This window comes from Corynebacterium occultum (assembly GCF_009734425.1).
Classification (GTDB): Bacteria; Actinomycetota; Actinomycetes; order Mycobacteriales; family Mycobacteriaceae; genus Corynebacterium; species Corynebacterium occultum.
The window spans coordinates 827,665-849,753 of record NZ_CP046455.1 but is presented as its reverse complement, the minus strand read 5'-3'; the positions used below and the strand labels follow the sequence as shown (position 1 = coordinate 849,753).

The 22,089-nt window shown below is 63.6% G+C and carries 16 protein-coding genes; 8 read left to right on the top strand and 8 right to left on the bottom strand.

Going from position 1 to position 22,089, the window contains the following annotated elements:
• The first annotated feature begins 202 nt into the window (after positions 1 to 202).
• Genes drmA through drmC form a run of 3 tightly spaced genes read left to right on the top strand, consistent with a single transcriptional unit; the run spans position 203 to position 6,604 of the window.
• Positions 203 to 3,982, top strand: a complete 3,780-nt coding sequence (drmA, locus tag COCCU_RS03975; RefSeq protein WP_197088428.1) for a DISARM system helicase DrmA — start codon at positions 203 to 205, stop codon at positions 3,980 to 3,982.
• Positions 3,979 to 5,817: a DUF1998 domain-containing protein gene (drmB, locus tag COCCU_RS03970; protein WP_156230324.1), complete on the top strand. Its 1,839-nt coding sequence runs from the start codon at positions 3,979 to 3,981 to the stop codon at positions 5,815 to 5,817. Before drmA ends, drmB begins: the two co-directional genes overlap by 4 nt.
• A 1-nt stretch (position 5,818) precedes the next feature.
• On the top strand, positions 5,819 to 6,604 hold the full coding sequence (drmC, locus tag COCCU_RS03965; protein WP_156230323.1) for a DISARM system phospholipase D-like protein DrmC: 786 nt from the start codon (positions 5,819 to 5,821) through the stop codon (positions 6,602 to 6,604).
• A gap of 163 nt (positions 6,605 to 6,767) precedes the next feature.
• On the opposite strand, the gene COCCU_RS03960 is transcribed toward drmC, so the two are convergent.
• The 7 genes from COCCU_RS03960 to COCCU_RS03930 form a co-directional block, all read right to left on the bottom strand.
• Positions 6,768 to 7,607, bottom strand: a complete 840-nt coding sequence (locus COCCU_RS03960; protein WP_156230322.1) for a hypothetical protein — start codon at positions 7,605 to 7,607, stop codon at positions 6,768 to 6,770.
• Between the two features lie 123 nt (positions 7,608 to 7,730).
• On the bottom strand, positions 7,731 to 8,627 hold the full coding sequence (locus COCCU_RS03955) for a serine hydrolase (protein WP_231598853.1): 897 nt from the start codon (positions 8,625 to 8,627) through the stop codon (positions 7,731 to 7,733).
• The gene (locus tag COCCU_RS03950) at positions 8,624 to 9,301 is read right to left on the bottom strand and encodes a hypothetical protein (protein WP_156230321.1); all 678 of its coding nucleotides are present in this window, start codon (positions 9,299 to 9,301) and stop codon (positions 8,624 to 8,626) included. The genes COCCU_RS03955 and COCCU_RS03950 overlap by 4 nt, the downstream gene beginning before the upstream one ends.
• A gap of 100 nt (positions 9,302 to 9,401) precedes the next feature.
• Positions 9,402 to 10,217 carry an HpcH/HpaI aldolase/citrate lyase family protein gene (locus COCCU_RS03945; RefSeq protein WP_156230320.1) on the bottom strand — a complete coding sequence of 272 codons (816 nt, stop codon included), beginning with the start codon at positions 10,215 to 10,217 and terminating at the stop codon, positions 9,402 to 9,404.
• 97 nt (positions 10,218 to 10,314) lie between these two features.
• Positions 10,315 to 11,880, bottom strand: coding sequence for a bifunctional phosphoribosylaminoimidazolecarboxamide formyltransferase/IMP cyclohydrolase (gene purH / locus COCCU_RS03940; protein ID WP_156230319.1), 1,566 nt, complete (start codon positions 11,878 to 11,880; stop codon positions 10,315 to 10,317).
• Positions 11,877 to 12,509 carry a phosphoribosylglycinamide formyltransferase gene (purN, locus tag COCCU_RS03935; protein WP_156230318.1) on the bottom strand — a complete coding sequence of 211 codons (633 nt, stop codon included), beginning with the start codon at positions 12,507 to 12,509 and terminating at the stop codon, positions 11,877 to 11,879. Before purN ends, purH begins: the two co-directional genes overlap by 4 nt.
• Positions 12,481 to 14,142 (bottom strand): cell division protein PerM, encoded by a 1,662-nt coding sequence (locus COCCU_RS03930; RefSeq protein WP_156230317.1) that lies wholly within the window; start codon positions 14,140 to 14,142, stop codon positions 12,481 to 12,483. The genes purN and COCCU_RS03930 overlap by 29 nt, the downstream gene beginning before the upstream one ends.
• A gap of 275 nt (positions 14,143 to 14,417) precedes the next feature.
• Between COCCU_RS03930 and COCCU_RS03925 the strand changes: the two genes are divergently transcribed.
• From COCCU_RS03925 to COCCU_RS03905, 5 genes are all read left to right on the top strand, one after another.
• Positions 14,418 to 15,215 carry a M23 family metallopeptidase gene (locus tag COCCU_RS03925; RefSeq protein WP_156230316.1) on the top strand — a complete coding sequence of 266 codons (798 nt, stop codon included), beginning with the start codon at positions 14,418 to 14,420 and terminating at the stop codon, positions 15,213 to 15,215.
• A gap of 95 nt (positions 15,216 to 15,310) precedes the next feature.
• Entirely contained in the window at positions 15,311 to 15,631 is a 321-nt protein-coding gene (locus tag COCCU_RS03920; RefSeq protein ID WP_156230315.1) for an antibiotic biosynthesis monooxygenase family protein, read from the top strand.
• A 181-nt stretch (positions 15,632 to 15,812) separates the two neighbouring features.
• Entirely contained in the window at positions 15,813 to 16,352 is a 540-nt protein-coding gene (locus COCCU_RS03915; protein ID WP_156230314.1) for a PadR family transcriptional regulator, read from the top strand.
• Positions 16,353 to 16,359: 7 nt separating this feature from the next.
• On the top strand, positions 16,360 to 17,025 hold the full coding sequence (locus COCCU_RS03910) for an ABC transporter ATP-binding protein (RefSeq protein WP_156230313.1): 666 nt from the start codon (positions 16,360 to 16,362) through the stop codon (positions 17,023 to 17,025).
• Positions 17,022 to 19,613, top strand: a complete 2,592-nt coding sequence (locus COCCU_RS03905; RefSeq protein WP_156230312.1) for an FtsX-like permease family protein — start codon at positions 17,022 to 17,024, stop codon at positions 19,611 to 19,613. The genes COCCU_RS03910 and COCCU_RS03905 overlap by 4 nt, the downstream gene beginning before the upstream one ends.
• Here the strand turns inward: COCCU_RS03905 and pcrA are convergent.
• Positions 19,610 to 22,045 (bottom strand): DNA helicase PcrA, encoded by a 2,436-nt coding sequence (gene pcrA, locus COCCU_RS03900; RefSeq protein ID WP_156230311.1) that lies wholly within the window; start codon positions 22,043 to 22,045, stop codon positions 19,610 to 19,612. The two genes, COCCU_RS03905 and pcrA, sit on opposite strands and share 4 nt — an antisense overlap.
• Positions 22,046 to 22,089 lie beyond the last annotated feature (44 nt).

The window sequence follows — 22,089 nt, the reverse complement described above, 5'->3', positions numbered from 1 at the left end:
CGTTTGATGACTACGCGCTGAGTCAGGGCAGGTTACCCGGCTTGTTCTATTCTGAAAAAACTCCGTGGCTCGGTGTTGATTGGTTGGAGCAATGAACATACCAAACGCCTGGACCGTCGCAGTTCAACCCGGTCACGAGGAGTCACTAACTGCCGTTACGAAAGTCACAACGAGGGGTGGCGAACTTCAGCGAGGAGACGGTGTGCTCATCACGGTTGAGGGCGCAGCAGTGGCGGTAGCGCGCGTATACCGCGTCCGGCAGTCTCTGGGAAATATGACGGTTTACCTGCACGGGTTGCTCCGCTCCACCGACTCAATCCCTCTAGTGGCCCTCGGAATTGCGCACAACCCGAGTCATGGTGCAACTCGGGTGTCGTGGGAGCTCTTCGAGAAAGCGGTCGTCCGATTGACAGGCAATCCGTTCAGCGCCGCTCCAAACCTGGCCGGCCAGACGAAGGCCGAGCAAGCTTACGTGCGAGAACTCCTACGGCTTGCTGTCGTCGACGATCTACTCGGCCCTGCGAACGGACCACACGAGGAGATCGTGGGCATGAGCGTGCGCGACCGGTACCTGGTGGGCAAGCTTGCACCCTTGGACCACGCGCACAACGCGCCACAGAGCTCGGAGTTCGCTGAGGAAGAGATCGCCGACGGTGATACGCCCGATGATCTTCGTGTTTACGGGAATGAGGCGCACATCAGCCGCGATTCCGTACCGGCTACGAGCCCGGTGGAGGAAGACGACGAACCAGAGGCCAACGCTTCCAAGAGCCAGTCACTGGTTCCGTCCTCCATGGGCTTGACGTTCTGCGTGCCGGACGACCAGGAAGCGGTCGAGGTCGCGGTGTCGTGGGGACGCTACGTACGGGGCAAGTCAGAAGAGTCGGGGAAGCGTTGCTGGAAGCGAATTCCCGCGGGCGGAAAGGTCACGCTCGCAGTGAGGGAAGGATCACTCACGCCATGCACCGTGGACAACGCAGTCCCCGAGGTTCGTCTCGAAGGAAGCGTCAGTCGGCCGGTCGGCCAAGGTGATCGACTGGTGACGCTGTTTCTGGTCAACGGACAGACCGAGCCACAGCAGAACCGTGACCAAGCCTGGGTCTTCCAGCCGGAGATCGTTGTACGAGACGACGCTGGCGGCGCTGTCTTTCGCCGTCGTCCGTTGCTTGATGTCAAGCAGCACGACGAAGAACGGTTGTCGCTGGAGATGATCTACAGGAGGCGTGTTGAGTTCGCAACCGGCCACGGAACCTCGGTTCACGCAGTGGTTAGTACGTCCGACCCTGAGCTGGCAACTGAGGTGCGGACTGCGGTCATCCCCGATCAGGAAATCCAGATCACCGAGGCCCCTGGGGCTGACTCAGCCGACCGTGCGGCCTTACGCGACCTGAGGGCGCACGGTTGGCTCGACATGGAGAAGCTGGCTGATTCAGCCGAGCTGTCCGACGACGAACTACTCGCAGCCCTGACCGTTCTCGCCGGGGATTATGAGGACTGGATTGCAGAGAACCGCGCTGCCATCGGGGTAGCCGTCGAGGGCTATGACACTCAAGCCCAGGACGCTATGGAGCGTTGCGAACTCATCCTCGAACGGCTCAAGGAAGGCATCTCGACGCTGCGCCTGAACACGGATGCCATGTCGGCGTTCCGGTTCGCCAACCGCGCTATGGCGCAACAGCGCGTTCGTGGCATCTACGCCCGCAAACGTCGCCAGGACGAGGCCGTTACGGTGGACAAGCTGAACATCCCTGAGAACCGCACCTGGCATCCGTTCCAGCTTGCTTTCCTGCTCCTATCTGTCCCAGCGTTGGCAGACCCTAAGCACTCGGACCGGACAGAACCGCTGGCCGCATACGCCGACTTGCTCTGGTTCCCAACCGGCGGCGGCAAGACTGAGGCGTATCTTGGTGTCGCGGCGTTTGCCATGTCGATCCGACGCTTCCAAGGCACGCTCGGCGGCCTCGATGCCACACGCGGTCTCGCCGTCATCATGCGCTACACGCTGCGTCTCCTCACCTTGCAGCAGTTCCAGCGAGCCTCAACCCTCATCTGCGCCATGGAGTTGCTCCGCAAACAAGACCCCGAGACCTGGGGCTCGGAGCCCTTTACTCTTGGCCTCTGGGTTGGCGGGAAGGTGACCCCGAACCGCACAGAAGACAGCCACGAGGCGATCGAGAAGGAACGCGATAACCGCCGCGACACAGGTTCAACACCCGCGCAGTTGACCAGCTGTCCCTGGTGCGGTTCCGCGATCAACCCTGGCCGAGACATCACCGTCGAGAAGTATCCTGGCGCAGACCAGACGTTCATCTATTGCAGCGACAAGTATGGCCGCTGCGAGTTCTCCAAGGCCCAATACCCCGAGCTTGGACTCCCTGTCGTTGTGGTGGACGAGGAAATCTATCGCCGTCCACCGTCGATGCTGATCGCCACGGTCGATAAGTTCGCGATGATGGCGTGGCGCGGACAGACTCGGGCACTGTTCGGTGCTGCCACGTCAGAATGCCCACGTCATGGCCTGCTGTGGCCCGGGAGCCCTTGCCAAGGAAATCACAAGGCTGAGCGAGGAAAACCCGCGACCCGTGTGAAGGTAATTTCGCCGCTTCGGCCACCCGACCTCATTATTCAGGACGAGTTCCACCTCATCAGTGGACCACTTGGAACGATGGTTGGCGTCTATGAGACGGCCGTCGACGAACTGTCCACGTGGACCCTGGGCGACAAGAAGGTCCGGCCGAAGGTCATCGCCTCGACCGCCACCGTCCGAAAGGCCGAGGAACAGGTGAACAACGTGTTCCTACGCCAAGTCGCGATCTTCCCGCCACACGGTTTGGACGTTGAGGACAACTTCTTCTCGGTGCAGCGCTCCACAGAAGACCGGCCCGGCAGGCTCTACCTTGGCATCTGCTCACCAGGCAGCTCACGGCCTGCGGTGCTCATCCGCGTGTACGTCGCATTGCTCACTGCGGCGAAGACCCTCTTCCAAGACTTCGGTGCTGCCGCGGACCCATACATGACCCTGGTCGGCTACTTCAACTCACTACGCGAACTCGGAGGCATGAGACGCCTGGCCGAGGATGATGTGCAGACTCGTGCATATCGGGTCGAGATGAGTGACGTGAGTCGCCCTGGCCTGACACAACGCTCGGTGAACCAGGTAGACGAACTGACCTCACGAGTGACCAGCAAAGAGATTCCGCAGAAGCTTGACCGTCTGGAGTTGCCCTTCAAGGAGAAGTGGGAGTCTGGAGAGACTCGCGCCTACGACATCGTTCTTGCCACCAACATGCTGTCGGTGGGCGTTGACGTGAATCGTCTCGGCCTCATGGTCGTCAACGGACAACCGAAGAACACCGCCGAGTACATCCAGGCCACGAGCCGCGTCGGACGTTCTTTCCCCGGCCTGGTTGTCACGGTCTTCACCTGGAGCAGGCCGCGCGACTTGTCGCACTACGAGACGTTCGAGCACTACCACTCGACGTTCTACAAGCACGTCGAAGCCCAATCCGTGACACCGTTCGCCCCCAGGGCACTTGATCGTGCGCTGACGGGTACCATGGTAAGCTTGATGCGGCTCGGCAACGATTCGCTGAACCCGAATCTCGGTGCCCAGCTGATGGAAAAGACCTCCGGACCAGAAGCGACACAGGCGATCGAAGCCGTCTCGGAACGGGCATGGAAAGCCAAAGACAAGGCCGCGCGTGACCTCGTTCTCAGGATGGCCCGTGACCGGATCGACCGTTGGGCGAAGGAAGCCGCAATGGGCGGGCGCCGCCTCGGCTATGAGACTGGGCGCGGGCAGGGCGATGTGGTCGCGTTGTTGAGGAAGCCTGGCGCCCAAGCGTGGGACGAGTTCACTGTCCCGATGTCCATGCGGGAGGTAGAACCCGGCGTCCAACTCATAATGGACGCATCAAGGCGCTCGGCCGAGGCCCCACCGTGGAAACCACGGTCTCGACCCAATGACGGAGGCGCCGCATGAGCACGAACAACCACGTAGTCGGCCAAGTCCGTCCAAGCCAGCTGCTGTGGGCCTACGGGCCTGGCTCAATCGTTGACCTGCCAAACCTATCGGTCGTCACGATGGGGCTCAACAAATGGGATCCCAACAGATGTCCTCCAGTTGAAGAAGCCCGATTGCTCGCCGAGGTCAAGCGTGTCCTCGGCCCGCACGTGCAGCGGCTCCGCATCCCCCCATTCCTCCAAGAGGATCGCCCCGACCCCTTCTCTGCCGAAGGCCGTGTTGGCGTTCCGGTCAGCCCGTTCCCACGGTGGCTGCGCTGTATCAAGTGTGGACTTCTCGCAGAGTACGACTCGGGCCTGTTCGACATCAAGAGCTTCCCCTACCGGCCAGAGCGAACCCACTTCCTCCACACGAACTGCGACAAGGGCAAGCGTGCGGACGCCGTGCCTGCTCGCTTCCTCCTTGCCTGCCGTAACGGGCACCTTGATGACTTCCCTTGGAGCTGGTTCATCCACGGTGGGTCGGACTGTAAGGGCACATTCCGATTCTTCGAGCGGGGCGCGTCCCTGCAGACCGAGAACCTTTGGGTCAAGTGCGATACCTGCGACAACGCTCGCTCGCTTGTCCACGCATTCGGAAAGGACGCCGCGGACAATCTTCCTGGGTGTCGGGGGCGGCATCCTCACCTCGACTCATACGAGGACTGCACCCAAGAACCCCGTACGATCCTGCTTGGCGCGACCAACAGTTGGTTTCCCGTCACCCTCTCCGTGCTTGCCATCCCGCTAGAGAAGAACCAACTGAGCCAACTGGTCCTTGATGGCTGGGAGCACTTTGCAGACGTGGACGACGAAGCTGAGCTCAGAGGCATCGTCAAGACCCTGGTCCGAACCAGCGCCTTACCCGGCATAGACAAGTGGGATGTTCCCAGCATCTGGCAGGAGATCCAACACCGTAAAGCGGGGAAAAGCATTGAGGTCGTCTCCGAAGGCGACATCAAGGGCCCGGAGTGGGAGGTACTGACCTCAAGCAGTCCGCCTAGCGACTGGCCCCACTTCATGAGCACAACCGTTGCGGCGCCAGTTGGGTATGAAACTCAGGTCGAGCGCGTGCTTCTGCTCGAACGGCTCAGGGAAGTCAACGCACTTATCGGATATACCCGCGTCGAAGCACCCGAGGAAACGAACGATCCTGACGAACGCCCGCCAATGGCCGCGCTCACGCGAGGTACAACGGAGTGGGTTCCGGCCAGTGAAGTGCATGGCGAAGGAATCTTCATCGAGTTCAACGAGTCCGTCATCAAGTCGTGGGAGCAGAATGTGCACGTAGCCGACCGTGACAAGACTCTGTTCGTCGGTCATCAGGGCTGGCGGAACGCTCGCCATCTGAAGCCCGAAGTTGGCTTCCCCCCGAGCCGGTACACCATGCTCCACACCATCGCGCATCTCCTCGTTCGTGAGCTCGCGCTTGAGTGCGGATACAACGCCGCAAGCATCCGAGAGCGCGTCTACGCGAGTTCAGACCCCGAGGCGCCGATGGCTGGCATCCTGCTGTACACAGCCGCTGCCGATTCGGACGGTACGCTCGGTGGCCTCGTCGACCTCGGCAAACCCGACTTCCTGGGCCGACTACTCGACCAAGCGCTCGAACGAGCCTCCATCTGCTCGTCAGACCCTCTGTGTTCGGAGCACGATCCGAGCAAGGACCGCTCGCTCCACGCAGCCGCTTGCCATTCGTGCACGTTCGTCTCAGAGACCTCGTGTGAACGCGGCAATCGCTACCTCGACCGGGCCCTCGTGATCCCCACGCTGAGGGACGATCAGGCCTGTCTGTTCCATGGGGCCAGTGCTTGACATGGACGAGCTTCTTGCTGTTGTCGCGGAGCTGGGTCTGGAGCTTCACCCTGATCGCGTTCGCGTAGTCGCCTCCAAGATCGAAGGACTCGGATCAGTGGAGCAGTTCACGCTGGCTCGCCCGGCCTTCGGGCCCAACGCGGACAAGGTGCTCATCACCAAACTTGGTCAGGCCTGGCACGGCGCAGATTCGATGTCGCCACGTGACGTGGCGACTGCACTTCGAGGAGCATCAGCAACGGCTGTTGAGCAGCAGCGCCGCGGCTCTGTCGAACTCACTTGGACAGGGCCGTCCTCCGCCCAGGTCCCAGTCCGGCACACCGAGCAGGTGCTCATGGGAGTCATCAACGCAGCACAACGGCGTCTCTTCGTTGTCAGTTTCGTGGCGTACCAGGTGAAGTCGATTGGCAAGGCGTTGACCGAGGCCGTCGAACGCGGGGTCCAGATCGACGTTCTGCTTGAGTCTTCGACCGCACATGGCGGGAAAGTCGATCACGACTCGGCGGAGGCAATGCGGAAGCTGGTGCCCTCAGCTCGGCTGTTCGCATGGTCGGCCCACGAGAAAGGCGCTGCAGGCCAGTATCCCGGTGTGGTCCATGCGAAGTGCGCCGTCGCCGACGGTCGGGTCGCTTTCATCACGAGCGCGAATCTCACGTCCGCGGCGATGGAGCGGAACATGGAACTCGGAGTTCTCGTCACGGGCGGGAACCTTCCTGAAGAGCTCCACAATCATCTTGAGGCACTGATCACGACTAAGGTGCTGGAGCCGGTCCAGCCCGCCACCTAGTGTCCTGCGCCGTTAATTCGTTGGTAGTTTCCGGTGTGATTGGTACATGACACACCGAGGGCCTGCATTAGGCTGTGTTACGAAAGCTACTGAAAGCGCGTCCCTAACACTCGTTGCTGTTTATGACCCGCTGGTGCCACTCACCGGATTTTCGCAACACCCTCTAATCGAAGACCCAGGCCACCGGCAGGTCAGCGGAAGAGATGACCTGCCCATTCTGTTCCACGGTCAGACCCGCACCCCGGACCACAATGGTTGCGGGGGAGGCATCCACGGTGAAGTAGCCTGATGCCGGATTCGACTGACTGGTCACCACCGGGGCGATCAGCGTGCCACCGAAGACATCCGAACGGTAGGTCTGGCCACCTCCGCCGGAACAGACCGTCACCCAGGCAGAATTACCCCGGGCAGCATAGATCAGGGTTTCCCCGCTCCCACAGTTGACCACGCCATTGTCTGCCCAGCCCCGCTCGGTGACTCCATCAGCCCGGGCAGCTGCACCGATGCCACCTGCAACAGAAGTGGTCGGGGTGATGCTCGTGGTGATCCGGCTGCTGTCCCGCTCAGCTTCCGCAGGCGGCGGCACGACAGTGGTCACTGTGGTGACCGCCGCGACGTTCTCCTCCTCCGGGGCAGGGGTGACCGAGAGGGTGGGTTGAGCTTCGGCGGCAGCGTTATTGTCCCCGGAACTCTGGTTGCTGAAGTAAAACCAGGCCAGCACCGCGAGAATGGCGGCGAGCAGAAGCGCAATGATCGCCATCAGAATGCCCACCGGGCTCTTCTTGGCAGCGGCTGGCGGCACGGGGGCCATCGGATAGTTATGGCCGGGCGGCGGCCCCTGAGGTGGTCCCTGAGGGCGCGGGTTCTGCGGCGTTGCCGGGGAATTCACGTTGGCCCAGGGGTTGGTTGCCGAGGGGGTCTGCGGGTTGACAAAAGGGTTGCTCCTGGAAGGATTCGGGTGTTCCGGCTTCGGCGGGTTACCCCGCTCATCTTGATTCGACATCTGTATTCCTTCTGGAGATCAGTACTGCCCACGGCGCAGAAATAACCGGGAACAGGTCGCTAATGGAAAGAGCATGACGCCGACCCCTGGTCTGAGGGGAGCGGCATCAGCGTGATAACTGGCTCAGCCACAGGTGGCGGCAGGCAGGTCCGCCAACATCGGCGCCAGTCCGGCGGCGATCTGAGTGGCCATCGCCTGGGCATCTTCATAGGTTCCGGAGGCCGGGTGGGTGCTGATCGCCACCGCCACATCCCCCTGCCCGCCACTGAACAACCCGAACTGCCGCAGGTCATAGGTACCCTGCAGATCCGGCCCCCAACCACCCTTGAATCTTGCTCCGGGCAGAGTGCCCAGGCCCTGGGCCTGACTGGGGGCGATCCCGGCCATCAGCCCCAGCAGCTGCTGCCCACCGGTGACACAGGGCAACTGTGCCGCAAAACGGGCCTGCTGGGAGGGTGACCAGGCGGTCTGCCCGAAACTGCTGAACCCGCTGCGGATGACCTCGGTGTTGACCACCACCTGGTTCCCACCTTCCCCCAACACCTGGGCGATAGCTGCCCCCGCGGTAGCGGGATCCCCCAGCGAATTCCAGAGGGCTGTGGCGGCATCATTATCGGAGTTCTGGATCGCCGGGGTGGCCCATTGGAGCGCGCCGGGATCCTGCCGCAGGGCGGCGATCGTCAGCGGAACCTTGATGGTTGACCAGGCGGGGAGGGCGGCATCATCGCCAGCGGTTAATTCGCTGCTGCCATCAGAGACCGCGATCCCGGCGCTGCCACCGAAGCTGGCGAGCGCGGCGTCGATAAGCGGCTGCAGTTCGACATCACCTGGGATCGGCCGCTCCCCCGGGGTGGGATCCGCCGGTGCCGTGGTGGGCGAAAGATCAGGGGAAGGTGTGGGAGCTGAGGTTGAGGTCAGGGTGACGGTTTCCGTCAGCTGTGCTGACTGCTCGCCCTCCGGGATGGCGCAGGCACCAAGGGGTGCGGTCATCACCAGAAGTGCGGCCAGGATCTTTCTCACGAGATGTACACCACGGCGTTATTGCCACCGGCGCAGGTGACGTACTGGCTGTTGTCAGTGCAGTTCATGGTGTAGGTCTGCCCGGTGACCGAGCTGTAGACATTCAGGACCGCACTGGTTTGCCCGGTGTTGACGTAGTTGAGGGCGAAGACGTCACGGACCGAATTTGCGAAAGGCTGGCTGGTCACGCTGGAACCGGTGTACGCATTATTGAAGTCACCGCCCGGGTTGCCGTTACGCGCCGAGGAGTTGGCGGCCACCGCCCCACCTGGCAGGGAGGGGTTCGCCGGGCGGGATCCACCGGAGGGAGCCGGGTCAGGGGCCGGGATACTCTCCGGCGGAACCACGGTGGTCACCGTCACCTGGACGGGGGCTCCGCTGCTGCCACTGCTGCCCCGCGAACCGAAGAACCAGAAGGAGGTGCCCACGATCGCGGCAAGCACCAGAACCGCGGCGAGGATGATCAGCACCAGCTTCATCGTGGAACCGGACTTTCCGGGCCCTGGCATGCCCTGATACTGCGGCCCCTGCTGGTACGGCGGCTGCTGGGGCTGGGGGAAGTGCTGCGCCGGCGGCTGTCCCTGATTCACGAAGGGATTCATCGGGTTGCCACCACCCTGGGAGGGCCCGGAGGGTAGTGGCGTGCCCCAACCATGTGGATCATTAGCACTCATCTTCGTCTACACCCCATTATCCGGACAGTTTCTTATCGATACTTATGTACCACAGAAGAGGGCCCTCAGGTTAAGGGCAAGGGGGTGGGGGTTACGGAATTCAAGCCCGGGCGATGATACGTCGGGCCTGCTCGATGATGGGCGCATCCACCATGGCCCCCGCCACCTGGTAGGCACCACCACCAGGCTCCGCGCCGGCCAGCACCTGCTTCGCCCAGGAAATCTGCGCCGGGGCAGGACGATAGGCCTCCCGGACCACCGCCACCTGTCCCGGATGGATGCAGGCGGTGGCGGCGAAACCGATCCGGGCGGCATCCACCGCCTCCTTCCGCTGGCCCGCTTCATCCCGGAAGTCAGCGTAGATGGCGTCAATGGCGAATTTTCTCCGGGCAGCCGCGTGGATGAGTACCTGGGAACGGGCCAGGCGCAGCGGTTCACGGTAAGTGCCGGCGCCTTCCTCATCTTCCGCGTGGCGGGAGTGGGTGCCACCCAGCAGGGTGGTCAGATCCTCCGCACCCCAGAATAGGCCCACCACATCCTCATGTCCGCTGAGGCCGGCGATATTGATCAGTGCTTCCGGGGTCTCCACCATTGCGATGACCTGGAAACCCCGTACCTCTGCGGGGATCTGGTCGCGCAGTTTCGGCACCATCAGCAGCTGGTAGTCGGTTTCCCGCAGCATCTCCACATCCCCGCGGAAACCGGGGTGCTGCGGGCCGACCGTCCGGACGATGGTGCGGGCCGGATCCAGACCACTGTTGCGGACCACCTCCCGGGCAACCTCCCGGTCCCCTTCCCCGGCGCCGTCCTCCAGGTCGATGATGACCATGTCTGCCCGGGCCACGGCCTTGGCCAGTAACTCGGGTCGGTGGGCGGGGGCGAAGAGCAGCGCGGGGCCGGTGATGAGTGAAGTCATGGCTGCCATTATGCCTGCCTGCCAGCCCTGGCACCCAGGAAATGGCTGCTGCCCGGGGAGGTTGATCCTCCCCGGGCAGCAGCTATCTGGCTGGTGATCAGTGTGCGAAGTGGCGGGCACCGGTCAGGTACATGGTGACCCCGGCCTTCTCGGCGGCTTCGATGACCTCGGCGTCGCGGATGGAACCACCCGGCTGCACGACGGCCTTGACACCGGCGGCTGCCAGCACCTCGAAACCATCAGCGAAGGGGAAGAAGGCGTCGGAGGCGGCGACGGAACCGGTGGCGCGTTCCGCACCGGCACGCTGGACGGCCAGACGTGCGGAGTCCACACGGTTGACCTGGCCCATGCCGACACCGACGGTGGCGCCGTCCTTGGCCAGCAGGATGGCGTTGGACTTCACGGCGCGCACCGCGGTCCAGGCGAAGGCCAGGTCCTGCAGAGCTGCCTCATCCAGGGCTTCGCCGGTGGCCAGGGTCCAGTTCGCCGGGTTATCCCCCTCGGCCTGGAGGACGTCGCGTTCCTGAACCAGGATGCCGCCGGAGATCTCGCGGGTCTCCAGGGAGTCCCGCTCCGGGGCGTCGGCACGCAGGATACGGATGTTCTTCTTCTGGCTGAGCACCTCAACCGCACCTTCCTCGTAGGAGGGGGCGATGATGACCTCGGTGAAGATCTCGGCGACCTGTTCGGCCATCGCCACGGTGATCTCGCGGTTGGCGGCGATGACGCCACCGAAGGCCGAGGTGGAGTCGCAGGCATGGGCCTCGCGGTGTGCGGCGGCGATGGACTCATCTGAGACGGCAATGCCACAGGGGTTGGCGTGCTTGATGATGGCCACGCAGGGGCGTTCCTGATCCCAGGCGGCGCGCCAGGCGGCATCGGTGTCGGTGTAGTTGTTGTAGCTCATCTCCTTGCCGTGGAACTGCTCGGCCTGGGCGACACCACCGGTCTTGGCCAGGTCGACGTAGAGAGCGGCCTGCTGGTGGGGATTCTCACCGTAGCGCAGGGTGTGCTCCAGTTCCTGGGAGGAACCGATCCAGGCCGGGAAGTCGGAGGCATCCGCTTCCTTCGGCAGTTGGGCACCCATCCAGGATGCGACGGCGACATCATAGGAGGCGGTGTGGCGGAAGGCGTCGACCGCGAGCTCGGTGCGCTCGGCACGGCTGAAGCCACCGGCCTTGATGGCTTCGGCGACATCTCCGTAGCGGGCGGGGTCGACGACCACGGCCACCGAGGGGTGGTTCTTGGCGGCGGCACGCACCATGGAAGGGCCTCCGATGTCGATCTGCTCCACGCAGGCATCGAAGTCCGCGCCGGAGGCGACGGTCTCGGAGAAGGGGTAGAGGTTGACCACAACCAGCTGGAAGGGCGCGACACCGAGCTCCTCCAGCTGAGCCAGGTGATCATCCTTGCGGGTGTCGGCGAGGATGCCGGCGTGAACCTTGGGGTGCAGCGTCTTCACGCGCCCCTCCAGGCACTCGGGGAAGCCGGTGAGGGCCTCAACCGGGGTGACCGGGATGCCCTGCTCCGCGATCTTCGCGGCGGTGGAGCCGGTGGAGACGATCTCCACACCGGCGTCGTTAAGCGCCGCCGCCAGCTCCTCGAGCCCGGTCTTGTCGTACACGCTGATCAGCGCGCGCTTGATAGCCTTCTGGTCGCTCATGACTGAACTGAAACCTCTCCTGTTGCACGGTCGATCTGTGCCCTGCGCAGAACCGACACAATTAGCTTGCGTTCCACCTGCTTGATGCGTTCATGCAGGGACTCTTCGGTGTCATCCGGCGCAATGACCACCGCCTCCTGGGCGATGATCGGACCGGTATCCACCCCTTCATCGACGAAATGAACCGTCGAACCGGTGACCTTGACCCCATAGGCCAAAGCATCCCGGACACCATGCGCCCCAGGGAAGGACGGCAGCAGCGCCGGATGTGTGTTGATGATGCGACCGCCGAAGCGGTCCAGGAACGCCGCGCCCAGGATCCTCATGAAACCCGCCGAAACAATCAGGTCCGGGTTCCCCTCCCCTGCGGCCACGGCGAGCGTGTGGTTCCAGGAATCACGGTCTGCGGTCATGTCGATGACCTGCGTGGCGACACCCGCGCGACGCGCCCGCTCCAGAGCCTGGCAGGGGGTGTCAGCGAGGACAAGAGATACGGAATAGCTCTCGTCCTGGCCGTCGAGAATTGCCTGCAACAGGGTTCCCGAGCCAGAGACGAGAACGACGATGTTCTTCGGATTCGTGGATGTCACTCCACCGATATTAGCCCTTGGTGGGGCCGGCTCCCTCATTATGATCCTCTGGGGTGGGAAGGGATCCGCTTTCCGTCGGCTCTTCCGCCCCTTCTCCCCCGCTTTGCGACGCCGCGTCCTCCCCCGTCTCGCCTTCATCTCCGGTCTCATCCTCGGCTGGGATCGGCGCTTCCTCCGGCTCCTCTATATATACGGAGTCCGCTGTGTCCTCGGCAGCGCTTTCTTCGCTTTCCGTCTCCTCCTCAGCCACCGACGCCGCATCATCTTCGGCGGCTGCTACTTCTTCAGCTATTTCTTCAGACTCTGCAGGGTCTTCAGACGTGGTGTCTTCGGCGTCTTCATCCATCTCTTCCGCGACATCCTCGAACTCTGCCTCATATTCATCTTCTTCCGGGTCCCCGGCATAGAGGGCAGCTTCAACCGCCTTCCCTTGACGACGCTCCACCAGTTTGAGCAGAAGCGCGGTGGTCAACCCGGCCAGGGCCACCCAGACCAGGACCAGAGCGGAACTGAGCCACACCATCGGACCACTGGGGCCGAACTCCCCGAGTGCGCCCTGAGCCAGATAACCGGCGATGGCGGTGAACAGGGCCGCGAAGATACCGGTGGTGCTCGCCGAGATCAAGGTGGGGTTCGCCCGGTAGGCCAGGTAACCGGCGATCAGGGCAGGAATCACCAGCAGCGCATATAAACCGGGGATGCTTTCCGCCGGGATGGCCGCCACCAGGGGCATCGGGGGCAGCGGGGTGTGGTGGATGCTGAACAGGGAGACGGAGGACTCACCGATGTGGAACTCAGCGCCCACCAGCACCGCCCCCACCCCGATCAGGGCATTGGGAAGGTAGAGCAGCGAGACGAAGATGAGGGCCACCACTGCCCCACCACTGTTGTATATCTCCGCGATCTCCAACTGTCGTCGCCAGCCCAGGGCGATGGCGAGCACCAGCACCAGCAGGGCGGCCACCAGTAGATAACTGAGGAAACGCAGGGCAGACCGGGCGTTGGCGACCAGCGCTTCCGGCAACCCGTAGTGGCGGCACAGCGCCCGCCACAATTTGGACCCCATGCCGATAAACATGGCCACGCTGTGCAGCAGAATCACCCGGGGCAGCATATCCAGCAGTCTCGGCGGCTCGACCTCGTAGACCGCGCTGGCGTCCCAGAGCATTCCCATGGCGATGCCACTGAGGATCAATGGCGCCAGCAGCACCAGTCCGTAGAGGACTGCGAGATCGGCGATACTGACCCGGGTTCGCACCGAGCGGTGGATCTGGCGGGAGAGCAGCCACACCAGACCCATGGCGGGGAGCAGTGGCAGCAGGCCGACGGTGGTGCCGCCAACCTGGAGCGGCACCAGGTTGAAGCCGAGCCACAGCTGCGCGATGGTGGCGGACAGGGCCGCCATCTCGCTGGAGCTGAGCATCAGAATCGCCAGTGCCACCACAATGACACTGAGCACGACAACCACATTGGGCACCAGGACGGTGGGGAGGAACCTGCGGAGCCGGCCGGTGAAGGTCGTCGGCACGGGGGCGTTACTCTCCCGGCGACGGTTTCGGGAGCGCTCGACGGCGGCAGCGGAGACTGCGGTTCCGGTGTCCCGTTGGGTCTGGGGACTGCGGGTCCGCGGGCGGCGCTGGGGCCGGGACTGCGGGCTGGTCTTCTTACTCACCCTGACTACTGTGCCACGGAATGGGCGGGGATTGCGGTTGCAACCACGGCAGCGGCTACAATCGCCCGGTGGTGTCAGAGGGGTTAACTATCGTTTTACTTTCGTTATCGTTACGCTCAGCCAGGGAATAAAAAGTGTGACCCATCTGACATATTTATCAAATACTGATGTTTAGGTTGCCCCAAATGTAACGAAGAGCTATCGTTACCTCCAGCAGATAACAGGATGGTCACAATTCAGATGATTGTGGCAGAGGATGGGAAGTATAAAAACTCATGCAGACTCAGACTCAGCGGTCGCCCCGAGGCCGACACCGCAAGTTTAACGCCTCACAGACGACCAAGGGTCGCATTGCCCTGGTGGCCGTGGCAACCGGCGCGGTTTCCACCGCCGGCGTCGGCGGCGCCGCCGCAGCCCAGCTCCAGGCAGAGTCCCACGCCACCGAGAACACCGAGAACGGCACCCCGGTCGATTTCCAGCTCGCCACCGACGCCGCCCCGGAAGCTGTCCTGGGTTCCTCCGCTCCGCAGATCCTGACCCTCGCGGAGTACAAGCCTGTCATCAACCTGGAAGAGCAGATTGATGCCGCTGTCCAGTACAACACCGAGCGTGTTGAGGCTGACCTGGCGGCACGGGCCGCCGAGGCTGTCCGCGTTGAGGGCGCAACCGTCGCCCAGTCCGCGGACGGCGCCGTCGCCAAGCCCGCCGAGGGCGCCTTCACCTCCGGTTTCGGCCCGCGTTGGGGCACCTTCCACAACGGCATCGACATCGCCAACGCCGAAGGCACCCCGATCCTGGCGGTCATGGACGGCACCGTCGTCGACTCCGGCCCGGCCTCCGGCTACGGCAACTGGATCCGCATCAAGCATGACAATGGTGCACTGTCGATCTACGGCCACATGTCCAGCCTGAACGTCGCCGTCGGTGAGCGCGTCACCGCCGGCCAGCAGATCGCCGGCATGGGTAACCTCGGTTTCTCCACCGGCACCCACCTCCACTTCGAGATCCACCCGGATGGCAACACCCCGGTCGATCCGGTACCGTGGTTCGCTGAGCGCGGCATCTCCATCTAAGTTCTCTGCTCCAGAGCTTTTGAACCCCCGTCAGATTCTGACGGGGGTTCTTTCCTGCCCACCCCATGGCCCCTCCTGCTGCGTAAGCTGATGCCATGAGCATCGTCAAGATCAACGCAATCACCGTTCCCGAGGGCCGTGGCGAGGTGCTGGAGGAACGTTTCGCCCAGCGCAAGCACGCCGTGGACTCCGCCCCTGGTTTCGAGGGTTTCCAGCTGCTGCGCCCCGTCGCAGGAGAAACCCGCTACTTCGTCGTGACCCAGTGGACTGATGAGGCATCCTATGAGGCCTGGCGGGATGGTGACGCCCGCAGCGCCCACCGGGCCCCGGAGGGTCAGGCACCCCGCAAACCGGTGGCCTCGGGTGCCGAGCTGCTCGAGTTCGAGGTTGTCCTGGGCTCCGTTCCCGGAAACTAACTTCCCATTTCCCTCTTCCCAAGGGGGCGGACCGCATCTGGTCCGCCCCTCTATTTTCTTCCCCCGCAGGCCCTCCCCGGCACCTCGATTTCCGGGTCTATCCCCGCCGATATCCAGAGGGGTAATCTTTGTTGCAGTTCACCGATCCACCGGTGTACCCCCCTGCTGTTTGAGGACGTGTATGTCCATCAGATTCATCCTCCTGGCGCTCCTGCTGGACGGGCCCCGATCCGCCAGCCAACTTCAGAACGCTTTCAGCACCACCACCGAGGGGGTGTGGCCGCTCACTATCAGCCAGGTCACCCAGACGCTCGGCAGACTACTGCGCGATGATCTCATTGAGACCGCCAGCAGCCCCGGTGGAGACCACTTCGCAACCTATCGGTTGAGTTCCAGTGGCCGGAAAGAGCTCAATACCTGGTGGAACACCCCGGTGCGCAGCCCTGCCACCGAAGGTGATGAGTTGGTGGGCAAGGTGATCCTGGCAACCACCCACCCTGAGATCAACCTGATCGTGCTGCTGGATCAACAACGTGAAGCCTTGATCGATGAGCTTCGTGAACTCAACCAGTGGTCCCGTGGACTGGCCGCCTCACGGACCGCCGAAAGGCTGAACCTCGAGCACCGGATCTTTCTCTTGGAGGCCAGGGTCCGCTGGCTCGATCGGGTGGAGTCCCTGGCGGATCCTGATCCCACCTTGACCCCAGAGAATGAAAGGTGATCCCGCCATGTCACAACCTGTCCCGGCACTTGAACTGCAGCAGATTTCCGTTGTCTTCGGGGAAGGTGCCCGCCGCGTGGTCGCCCTGGATGACATTTCCGTGGCGGTGCAGCCCGGTGAGCTGCTGGCGGTGATGGGCCCCTCGGGTTCCGGTAAATCCACCCTGCTCAATGTTGCCGGGCTCCTCCAGAAACCCACCTCCGGTGAGGTGCTGCTCGCCGGTGAGAATGTCTCCCGGCTCTCCCCCGCTGCGGCAGCCCGGGCCCGGCGACGTCATGTGGGGGTGGTCTTCCAGCACTACAACCTCATCCCCACCCTGACCGTGGCCGAGAATGTCGCTCTCCCGCTGGAATTGGACGGGTCCTCCACCGCAGGGGTGGAACAGGCCCTGGCAGAGGTGGGACTGGAGGGCATGGGAGGACGTTTCCCCGATGAGATCTCCGGCGGTCAGGCCCAACGGGCGGCCATCGCCCGAGCCCTGATCGGCCCACGTTCGGTGATCCTGGCGGATGAACCCACCGGGGCACTGGACACCACCACCGGCGATGAGGTCCTGCGCATCCTCCGGGAACGAATCGACGCCGGGGCCGCCGGGCTGCTGGTCACCCACGAACCGCGCTTCGCGGCCTGGTCGGATCGCACCATCATGGTCCGGGACGGCAGACTCTCATGAGTACCCTGCGCGCCGCCACCCGCCCCACCCGACGTGATGTCCGCCAGAATCTCTGGCAGTCCCTGGCCGCCATCCTGCTGGTGGCCCTGCCGGTCATCTTCTTCAGTGCGGTCTTCCTCAGCAATTCCTCCACCTTCGCGGCCCAGAGTCTCGCCGAGACCCGCACCACCGTCACCTATGGCGGTGGCACCTGTACCCAGTCGGTGGCTGGTTACACCGCCAACTGCAGCGGTGATGGGGTTGCCCCGGCCGACACCACCCAGCAGGAACTGCTGACAGCTGCTCTCCCGGAGGGTTTCCGGGCGCAGCTGCAGGTGCAGAACTATCTGCAGGTCTCCCATGGGGAACGCTCCGAGTGGCTGACCATCTCCCAGGTGACCCCGGAGGTGGATCGTGCCCCGGCGCGCGGGGAGATCCTGCTTCCCCGGTCGTTGTCGGAGCGGTTGCAGGTGGAGGTCGGGGACACTCTCATCCTGGATGCCGCCTCGGGTGAGATCTCGCTGCGGATCGGCGGTTTCACCCCTTCCCAATCCGCTTTGGTGGTGGAGCCCACCCTGCTGGATTCCGCCACTTTCGGTAGTGCCGAGGAGGGGACTATGCAGTGGGGTGTCACTGGTCCCCGGAATGTCACCTGGGAGGATGTGGAGCTGCTCAATGCGGCTGGTTTCGTGGTGTACAGCCAGGATGTGGTGGAGAATCCACCGCCGCCGGGTACCGCCCTGGAGGATGACTCGATGTATGTGGGGAATCCTTTCTCTAATGCGGTTGCTGTCACGCTGACGTTGATCGGGGTGTTGGTGATTGCTTTTCTGGTGCTGGTGGTGATTTCCCCGGTGTTCACTATTTCGGTGGGCCGGCAGTCCCGTATTTTCGCGTTGATGGCTTCTCAGGGGGCCACTCCCTGGCATATCCGCTGGGCGGTGCTGGTTTATGGATTGTTCGCGGGGGTGGCCGGTGCTGGTCTGGGGCTGGTGGTCGGCGCCTTGGGTTTTGTTCTGTGGTGGTTGCAGCGTTATCCGGAGTGGCCGATTGTGGTGCCCTGGTGGGAGTTGGCTGCGATCTGGGGGTTCGCGGTGGTGGCGGCGACGGTGGCGGCTTTCCTGCCGGCGGTGGTTGCTTCCCGGGCGAGCATCATCGCCGGGGCGCATGGGGCGGCCCCGGACCGGATGATGCGCTGGCGGCCGTGGATGTTGCTCGGCCCGGTCCTGCTGTCCCTCGGCCTGGTGTTGTTGCTCAGCAGCCAGTTGCTTTCCCGGGGTGTCCCTTATTTCCTGCTGGGGGTCAGGGAGCTGCTGATCGGGTTCAGTGTCCTGGCCGGGGTCATCGGTGCCGCGTTGTGCGCCCCGACGGTGGTGTGGGTGTTGGGCCGGATCCGGAATCCGTTGGCGTTACGTCTGGCGGGTCGTGATCTGCGGCGGCAGTCCCTGCGTTCGATCCCTGCGGTGGCGGCCATCGCGGCGGTGGTCACCATCGGCACGGTCGTGATTGTCAGTCAGGAGACCTCCGCCCGCTTCTACGCCCACCAGGCGGCGGAGGCTTATCAGCCGGGCAGCATCTTCATCCAGGGGGCCGGGGGTCTGTCGCAGGCGGTGTCAGCGCTGGAGCAGGTGGTGGACATCCGGGCTTATGAGGAGCTCCATGGTCTGTCCTTAGGGGATGATTTCAGCAGTTACACCTCCCTGGTGGATGTTCCCGCTGACCGGGTGAGGGAGGAGTGCGATGAGCTGGAGCCGGAGTCCACCGCCTGCCAGCGGATGTGGGCAAATAATTTTGTGCCGGGCCCGGCCGCCCAGCTGGGTGCGGTGGCGCTGATCCCCGCCCCGACGCTGTTGGAGACCTTCAATACTCCGGTGGAGCTTCCCGAGGGGGCGGTGATGCTGGTGCCGGGGGATGTCAGCGCCACGGAAGCCACCTTCGAGATTGTCAACCAGGGCAGTTTCGGGAAGGAGACCCTGGGCGAGTCTGTCACTCTGCCGTTGGCTGCGGTTCTGCCGACCGGGCTGGAGGAATGGTTACCCACCGCAGCAGCTTTTGAGCAGTTTGCGGTGGATCAGGAGCTGGTGGGGGCGGTGGTGATCGCGGAGCGCAATCTCACGCAGCGTGAGTTGAGGGAGGTCAATGCGGAATTGGAGGCCACCGGCACCTGGGTGCATTCACCGGTGGCGACCCCTGATTTCTGGGACTCAGATCTCTGGTTCCGTGCCGTCCTGGGGATGATCGTGCTTCTCATCGCCGCCCTGGTGTTGTTGCTCTCGGTGGCGCGCACCCGTCGCCAGAACACTCTCTTGGCGGCGGTGGGCGCCCCGCCACAGCTGTTGAAGACCGTCAACGCCTACTTCGGGGGGCTGATCACCCTGGCAGGTTCCCTGCTCGGCCTCCTGCTCGGCCATGTGGGAGTGCTGCTCGCATCTTCCCGGAGGGAGGTGGATCCGGTGAGCGGGATACTGCTGGATCCGGGCCGGATGCAGCATGTGCAGCCGGACTGGCAGCTGCTGCTGGTGCTGCTGATCATCGTCCCGGCGGGGGCAACGGTGCTGGGCTGGTACCTCAGCCCTCGAAGCAGGTTAGGTGAGTACCGGACGAGTTAGAGCTTCTCCATGGGGACTCCGCCGATCAGCATCAGGCGGACCTTCCCGGAGGAGCCGAAGTCGATGGTGACGGTGGCACGCACCCCGGAACCATCGGAGGCGAGGACGGTACCCAGCCCGTACTTGGCGTGGTTGACCCGGTCGCCTACCGCCAGCTGCAGATCATTGTTCTTGGCCTTCTGGGGGATGGAGGGGGCCGTGTATTTCTTGGGGGTGGGGCGGCGCTGCCCGAAACCACCGGAGAAGCTGCCCCCGGAACCCCCGCCGTAATAGCCGGCGGGTTGGGAACCCCAGGCGGAACCACCCTGGCTGGTCGGTTCCTCCCGACGCCAGTCCAACAGTTCTTCCGGGATCTCCTGCAGGAAGCGGCTGGGTGGGTTGGTCACCGGGTTACCCCAGGAACTGCGCAGCATCGCCCGGGTCAGGTAGAGCTCCTCCCTGGCGCGGGTGATACCGACATAGGCCAGGCGGCGTTCCTCCGCCAGTTCGGTGGGATCACCCAGAGCCCGCATATGGGGAAATTGGCCGTCCTCCCAGCCGGTGACGAAGACCACCGGGAACTCCAGGCCCTTGGCGGTGTGCAGGGTCATCAGGGTGACCACACCCTGCTCATGCTCGGGAATCTGGTCGGCATCGGCGACCAGGGAAACCTTCTCCAGGAAAGCCTCCAGGCTGCCCGGCGCGGCCTCCCCCTCACCCAGCTGGTATTCCCCACCGTCCATCTCCTCATAGGCGATCTGGTTGGCGGCTTCGGAGGAGAATTCCCGGGCCACCGACACCAGCTCATTGAGGTTGTCCAACCGGGCCCCGTCCTGGGGGTCATTGGAGGCCTCCAGCTCGGCGCGGTAACCGGTGACCTCGAGGATGCGGTTGACCACCTCCCCGATATCGGGCATGCCGGTGACCTCATTGCGCAGCTCCTCCTTCTGGGCGCGCAGGCCATCCATCATGGCGGTGAACTTGGCCACCGCGTTGCGGCCTCGCCCACCGAGCAGATCGACCTTGTCGGCCGCGGCGTCGACCAGGGCGGCGCCGAAGCTGATGGCGTTGTTCTCGGCATGCAGGGCGACGAAGGCCTGGGCGCGGTCCCCGATGCCACGGCGTGGGGTGTTGATGATCCGACGCAGGCTGACGGTGTCATCCGGGTTGGCGAGGATGCGCAGGTAGGCGATGATATCGCGGATTTCCTTCCGCTCATAGAAGCGGGTGCCGCCGACCACCTTGTAGGGGATGCCGCTGCGGATGAACACGTCCTCCAGGGCGCGGGAGGAGTTGTTGGTGCGGTACATGATGGCGATGTCGCTGTAGTTGCGGCCTCCATCAACCAGCTTGTCGATCTCGGCGGAGATGAAGCGGGCCTCATCGTGCTCATTATCGGCGACATAGCCGACTATCTTCTCCCCCTCCCCGAATGCGGTCCACAGCTTCTTTTCGCGTCGCCCGGCGTTCTGCGAGATCACCGCATTCGCGGCATTGAGGATGTTCTGGGTGGAACGGTAGTTCTGCTCCAGCAGGATGGTCCGGGCCTGGGGGTAGTCGCGTTCGAATTCCTCGATATTGCGGATGGTGGCACCACGGAAGGCGTAGATCGACTGATCAGAGTCACCAACCACGCACAGCTCCGAGGGTGGCACCACATTCGGATCATCACTTTCCTTGCCCACCAGGGTGGAGACCAGCGCATACTGGGCATGGTTGGTGTCCTGGTACTCATCGACCAGGATGTGGCGGAAACGGCGACGGTAATGCTCCGTGACGTCGGGATGTTTGCGGAAAACCCGCACCACCTCCCCGATCAGGTCATCAAAGTCCACCGCATTGGCGCGACGCAGGCGCTGCTGGTACTCGGCGTAGACGGCGGCGACCGTGGTTTCGAAGGGGTTCTTGGTCTGCGCCGCCTCCGCCGCCACCTCAGCGGGGCTGAGCAGCTCATTCTTCTGATTCGAGATGGCAGAGGCCAACACCCTGGCACTGAACTTCTTCAGGTCCAGGTTCAGATCCTTGGCGATCATCGTCAGCAGCCGTTTCGCATCATCGGAATCGTAGATGGTGAAGTTGGTGTTCAGCCCCGGCACCAGCTGGGCCTGCTGCCGCAGGATGCGGACACAGATGGAGTGGAAGGTGGCCACCCACATGCGGTCGGCGACCGGGCCGACCAGCCCGGCGACACGTTCCCGCATCTCGGCGGCAGCCTTGTTGGTGAAGGTGATCGCCAGGATCTGGGCGGGATGCACCCCACGGTGGTGCATCAGGTGGGCGATGCGGCGGGTGAGCACCGCCGTCTTTCCGGAACCCGCACCCGCCACGATCAGCAGGGGCGAACCGGTGTGTTCCACCGCCGCCCGCTGCTGGGGGTTGAGACCTTCACTCAGGTCACTTGTGGAGCCGAAACCATCGGGCGCGGACGAGGGGGTGGGTGTGAAGCTATCCATGATGTCTCCAACCTACCCCGCACCCCGGGCATCCCAGGTGATGC

What these genes read in the sequence shown, in the direction of transcription:
- drmB (WP_156230324.1), top strand. Translation starts at nt 3,979, where the DNA reads ATGAGCACGAACAACCACGTAGTCGGCCAAGTCCGTCCAAGCCAGCTG.
- drmC (WP_156230323.1), top strand. Translation starts at nt 5,819, where the DNA reads ATGGACGAGCTTCTTGCTGTTGTCGCGGAGCTGGGTCTGGAGCTTCAC.
- COCCU_RS03960 (WP_156230322.1), bottom strand. Translation starts at nt 7,607, where the DNA reads ATGTCGAATCAAGATGAGCGGGGTAACCCGCCGAAGCCGGAACACCCG.
- COCCU_RS03950 (WP_156230321.1), bottom strand. Translation starts at nt 9,301, where the DNA reads ATGAGTGCTAATGATCCACATGGTTGGGGCACGCCACTACCCTCCGGG.
- COCCU_RS03945 (WP_156230320.1), bottom strand. Translation starts at nt 10,217, where the DNA reads ATGACTTCACTCATCACCGGCCCCGCGCTGCTCTTCGCCCCCGCCCAC.
- purH (WP_156230319.1), bottom strand. Translation starts at nt 11,880, where the DNA reads ATGAGCGACCAGAAGGCTATCAAGCGCGCGCTGATCAGCGTGTACGAC.
- purN (WP_156230318.1), bottom strand. Translation starts at nt 12,509, where the DNA reads ATGAGGGAGCCGGCCCCACCAAGGGCTAATATCGGTGGAGTGACATCC.
- COCCU_RS03925 (WP_156230316.1), top strand. Translation starts at nt 14,418, where the DNA reads ATGCAGACTCAGACTCAGCGGTCGCCCCGAGGCCGACACCGCAAGTTT.
- COCCU_RS03920 (WP_156230315.1), top strand. Translation starts at nt 15,311, where the DNA reads ATGAGCATCGTCAAGATCAACGCAATCACCGTTCCCGAGGGCCGTGGC.
- COCCU_RS03915 (WP_156230314.1), top strand. Translation starts at nt 15,813, where the DNA reads ATGTCCATCAGATTCATCCTCCTGGCGCTCCTGCTGGACGGGCCCCGA.
- COCCU_RS03910 (WP_156230313.1), top strand. Translation starts at nt 16,360, where the DNA reads ATGTCACAACCTGTCCCGGCACTTGAACTGCAGCAGATTTCCGTTGTC.
- COCCU_RS03905 (WP_156230312.1), top strand. Translation starts at nt 17,022, where the DNA reads ATGAGTACCCTGCGCGCCGCCACCCGCCCCACCCGACGTGATGTCCGC.
- pcrA (WP_156230311.1), bottom strand. Translation starts at nt 22,045, where the DNA reads ATGGATAGCTTCACACCCACCCCCTCGTCCGCGCCCGATGGTTTCGGC.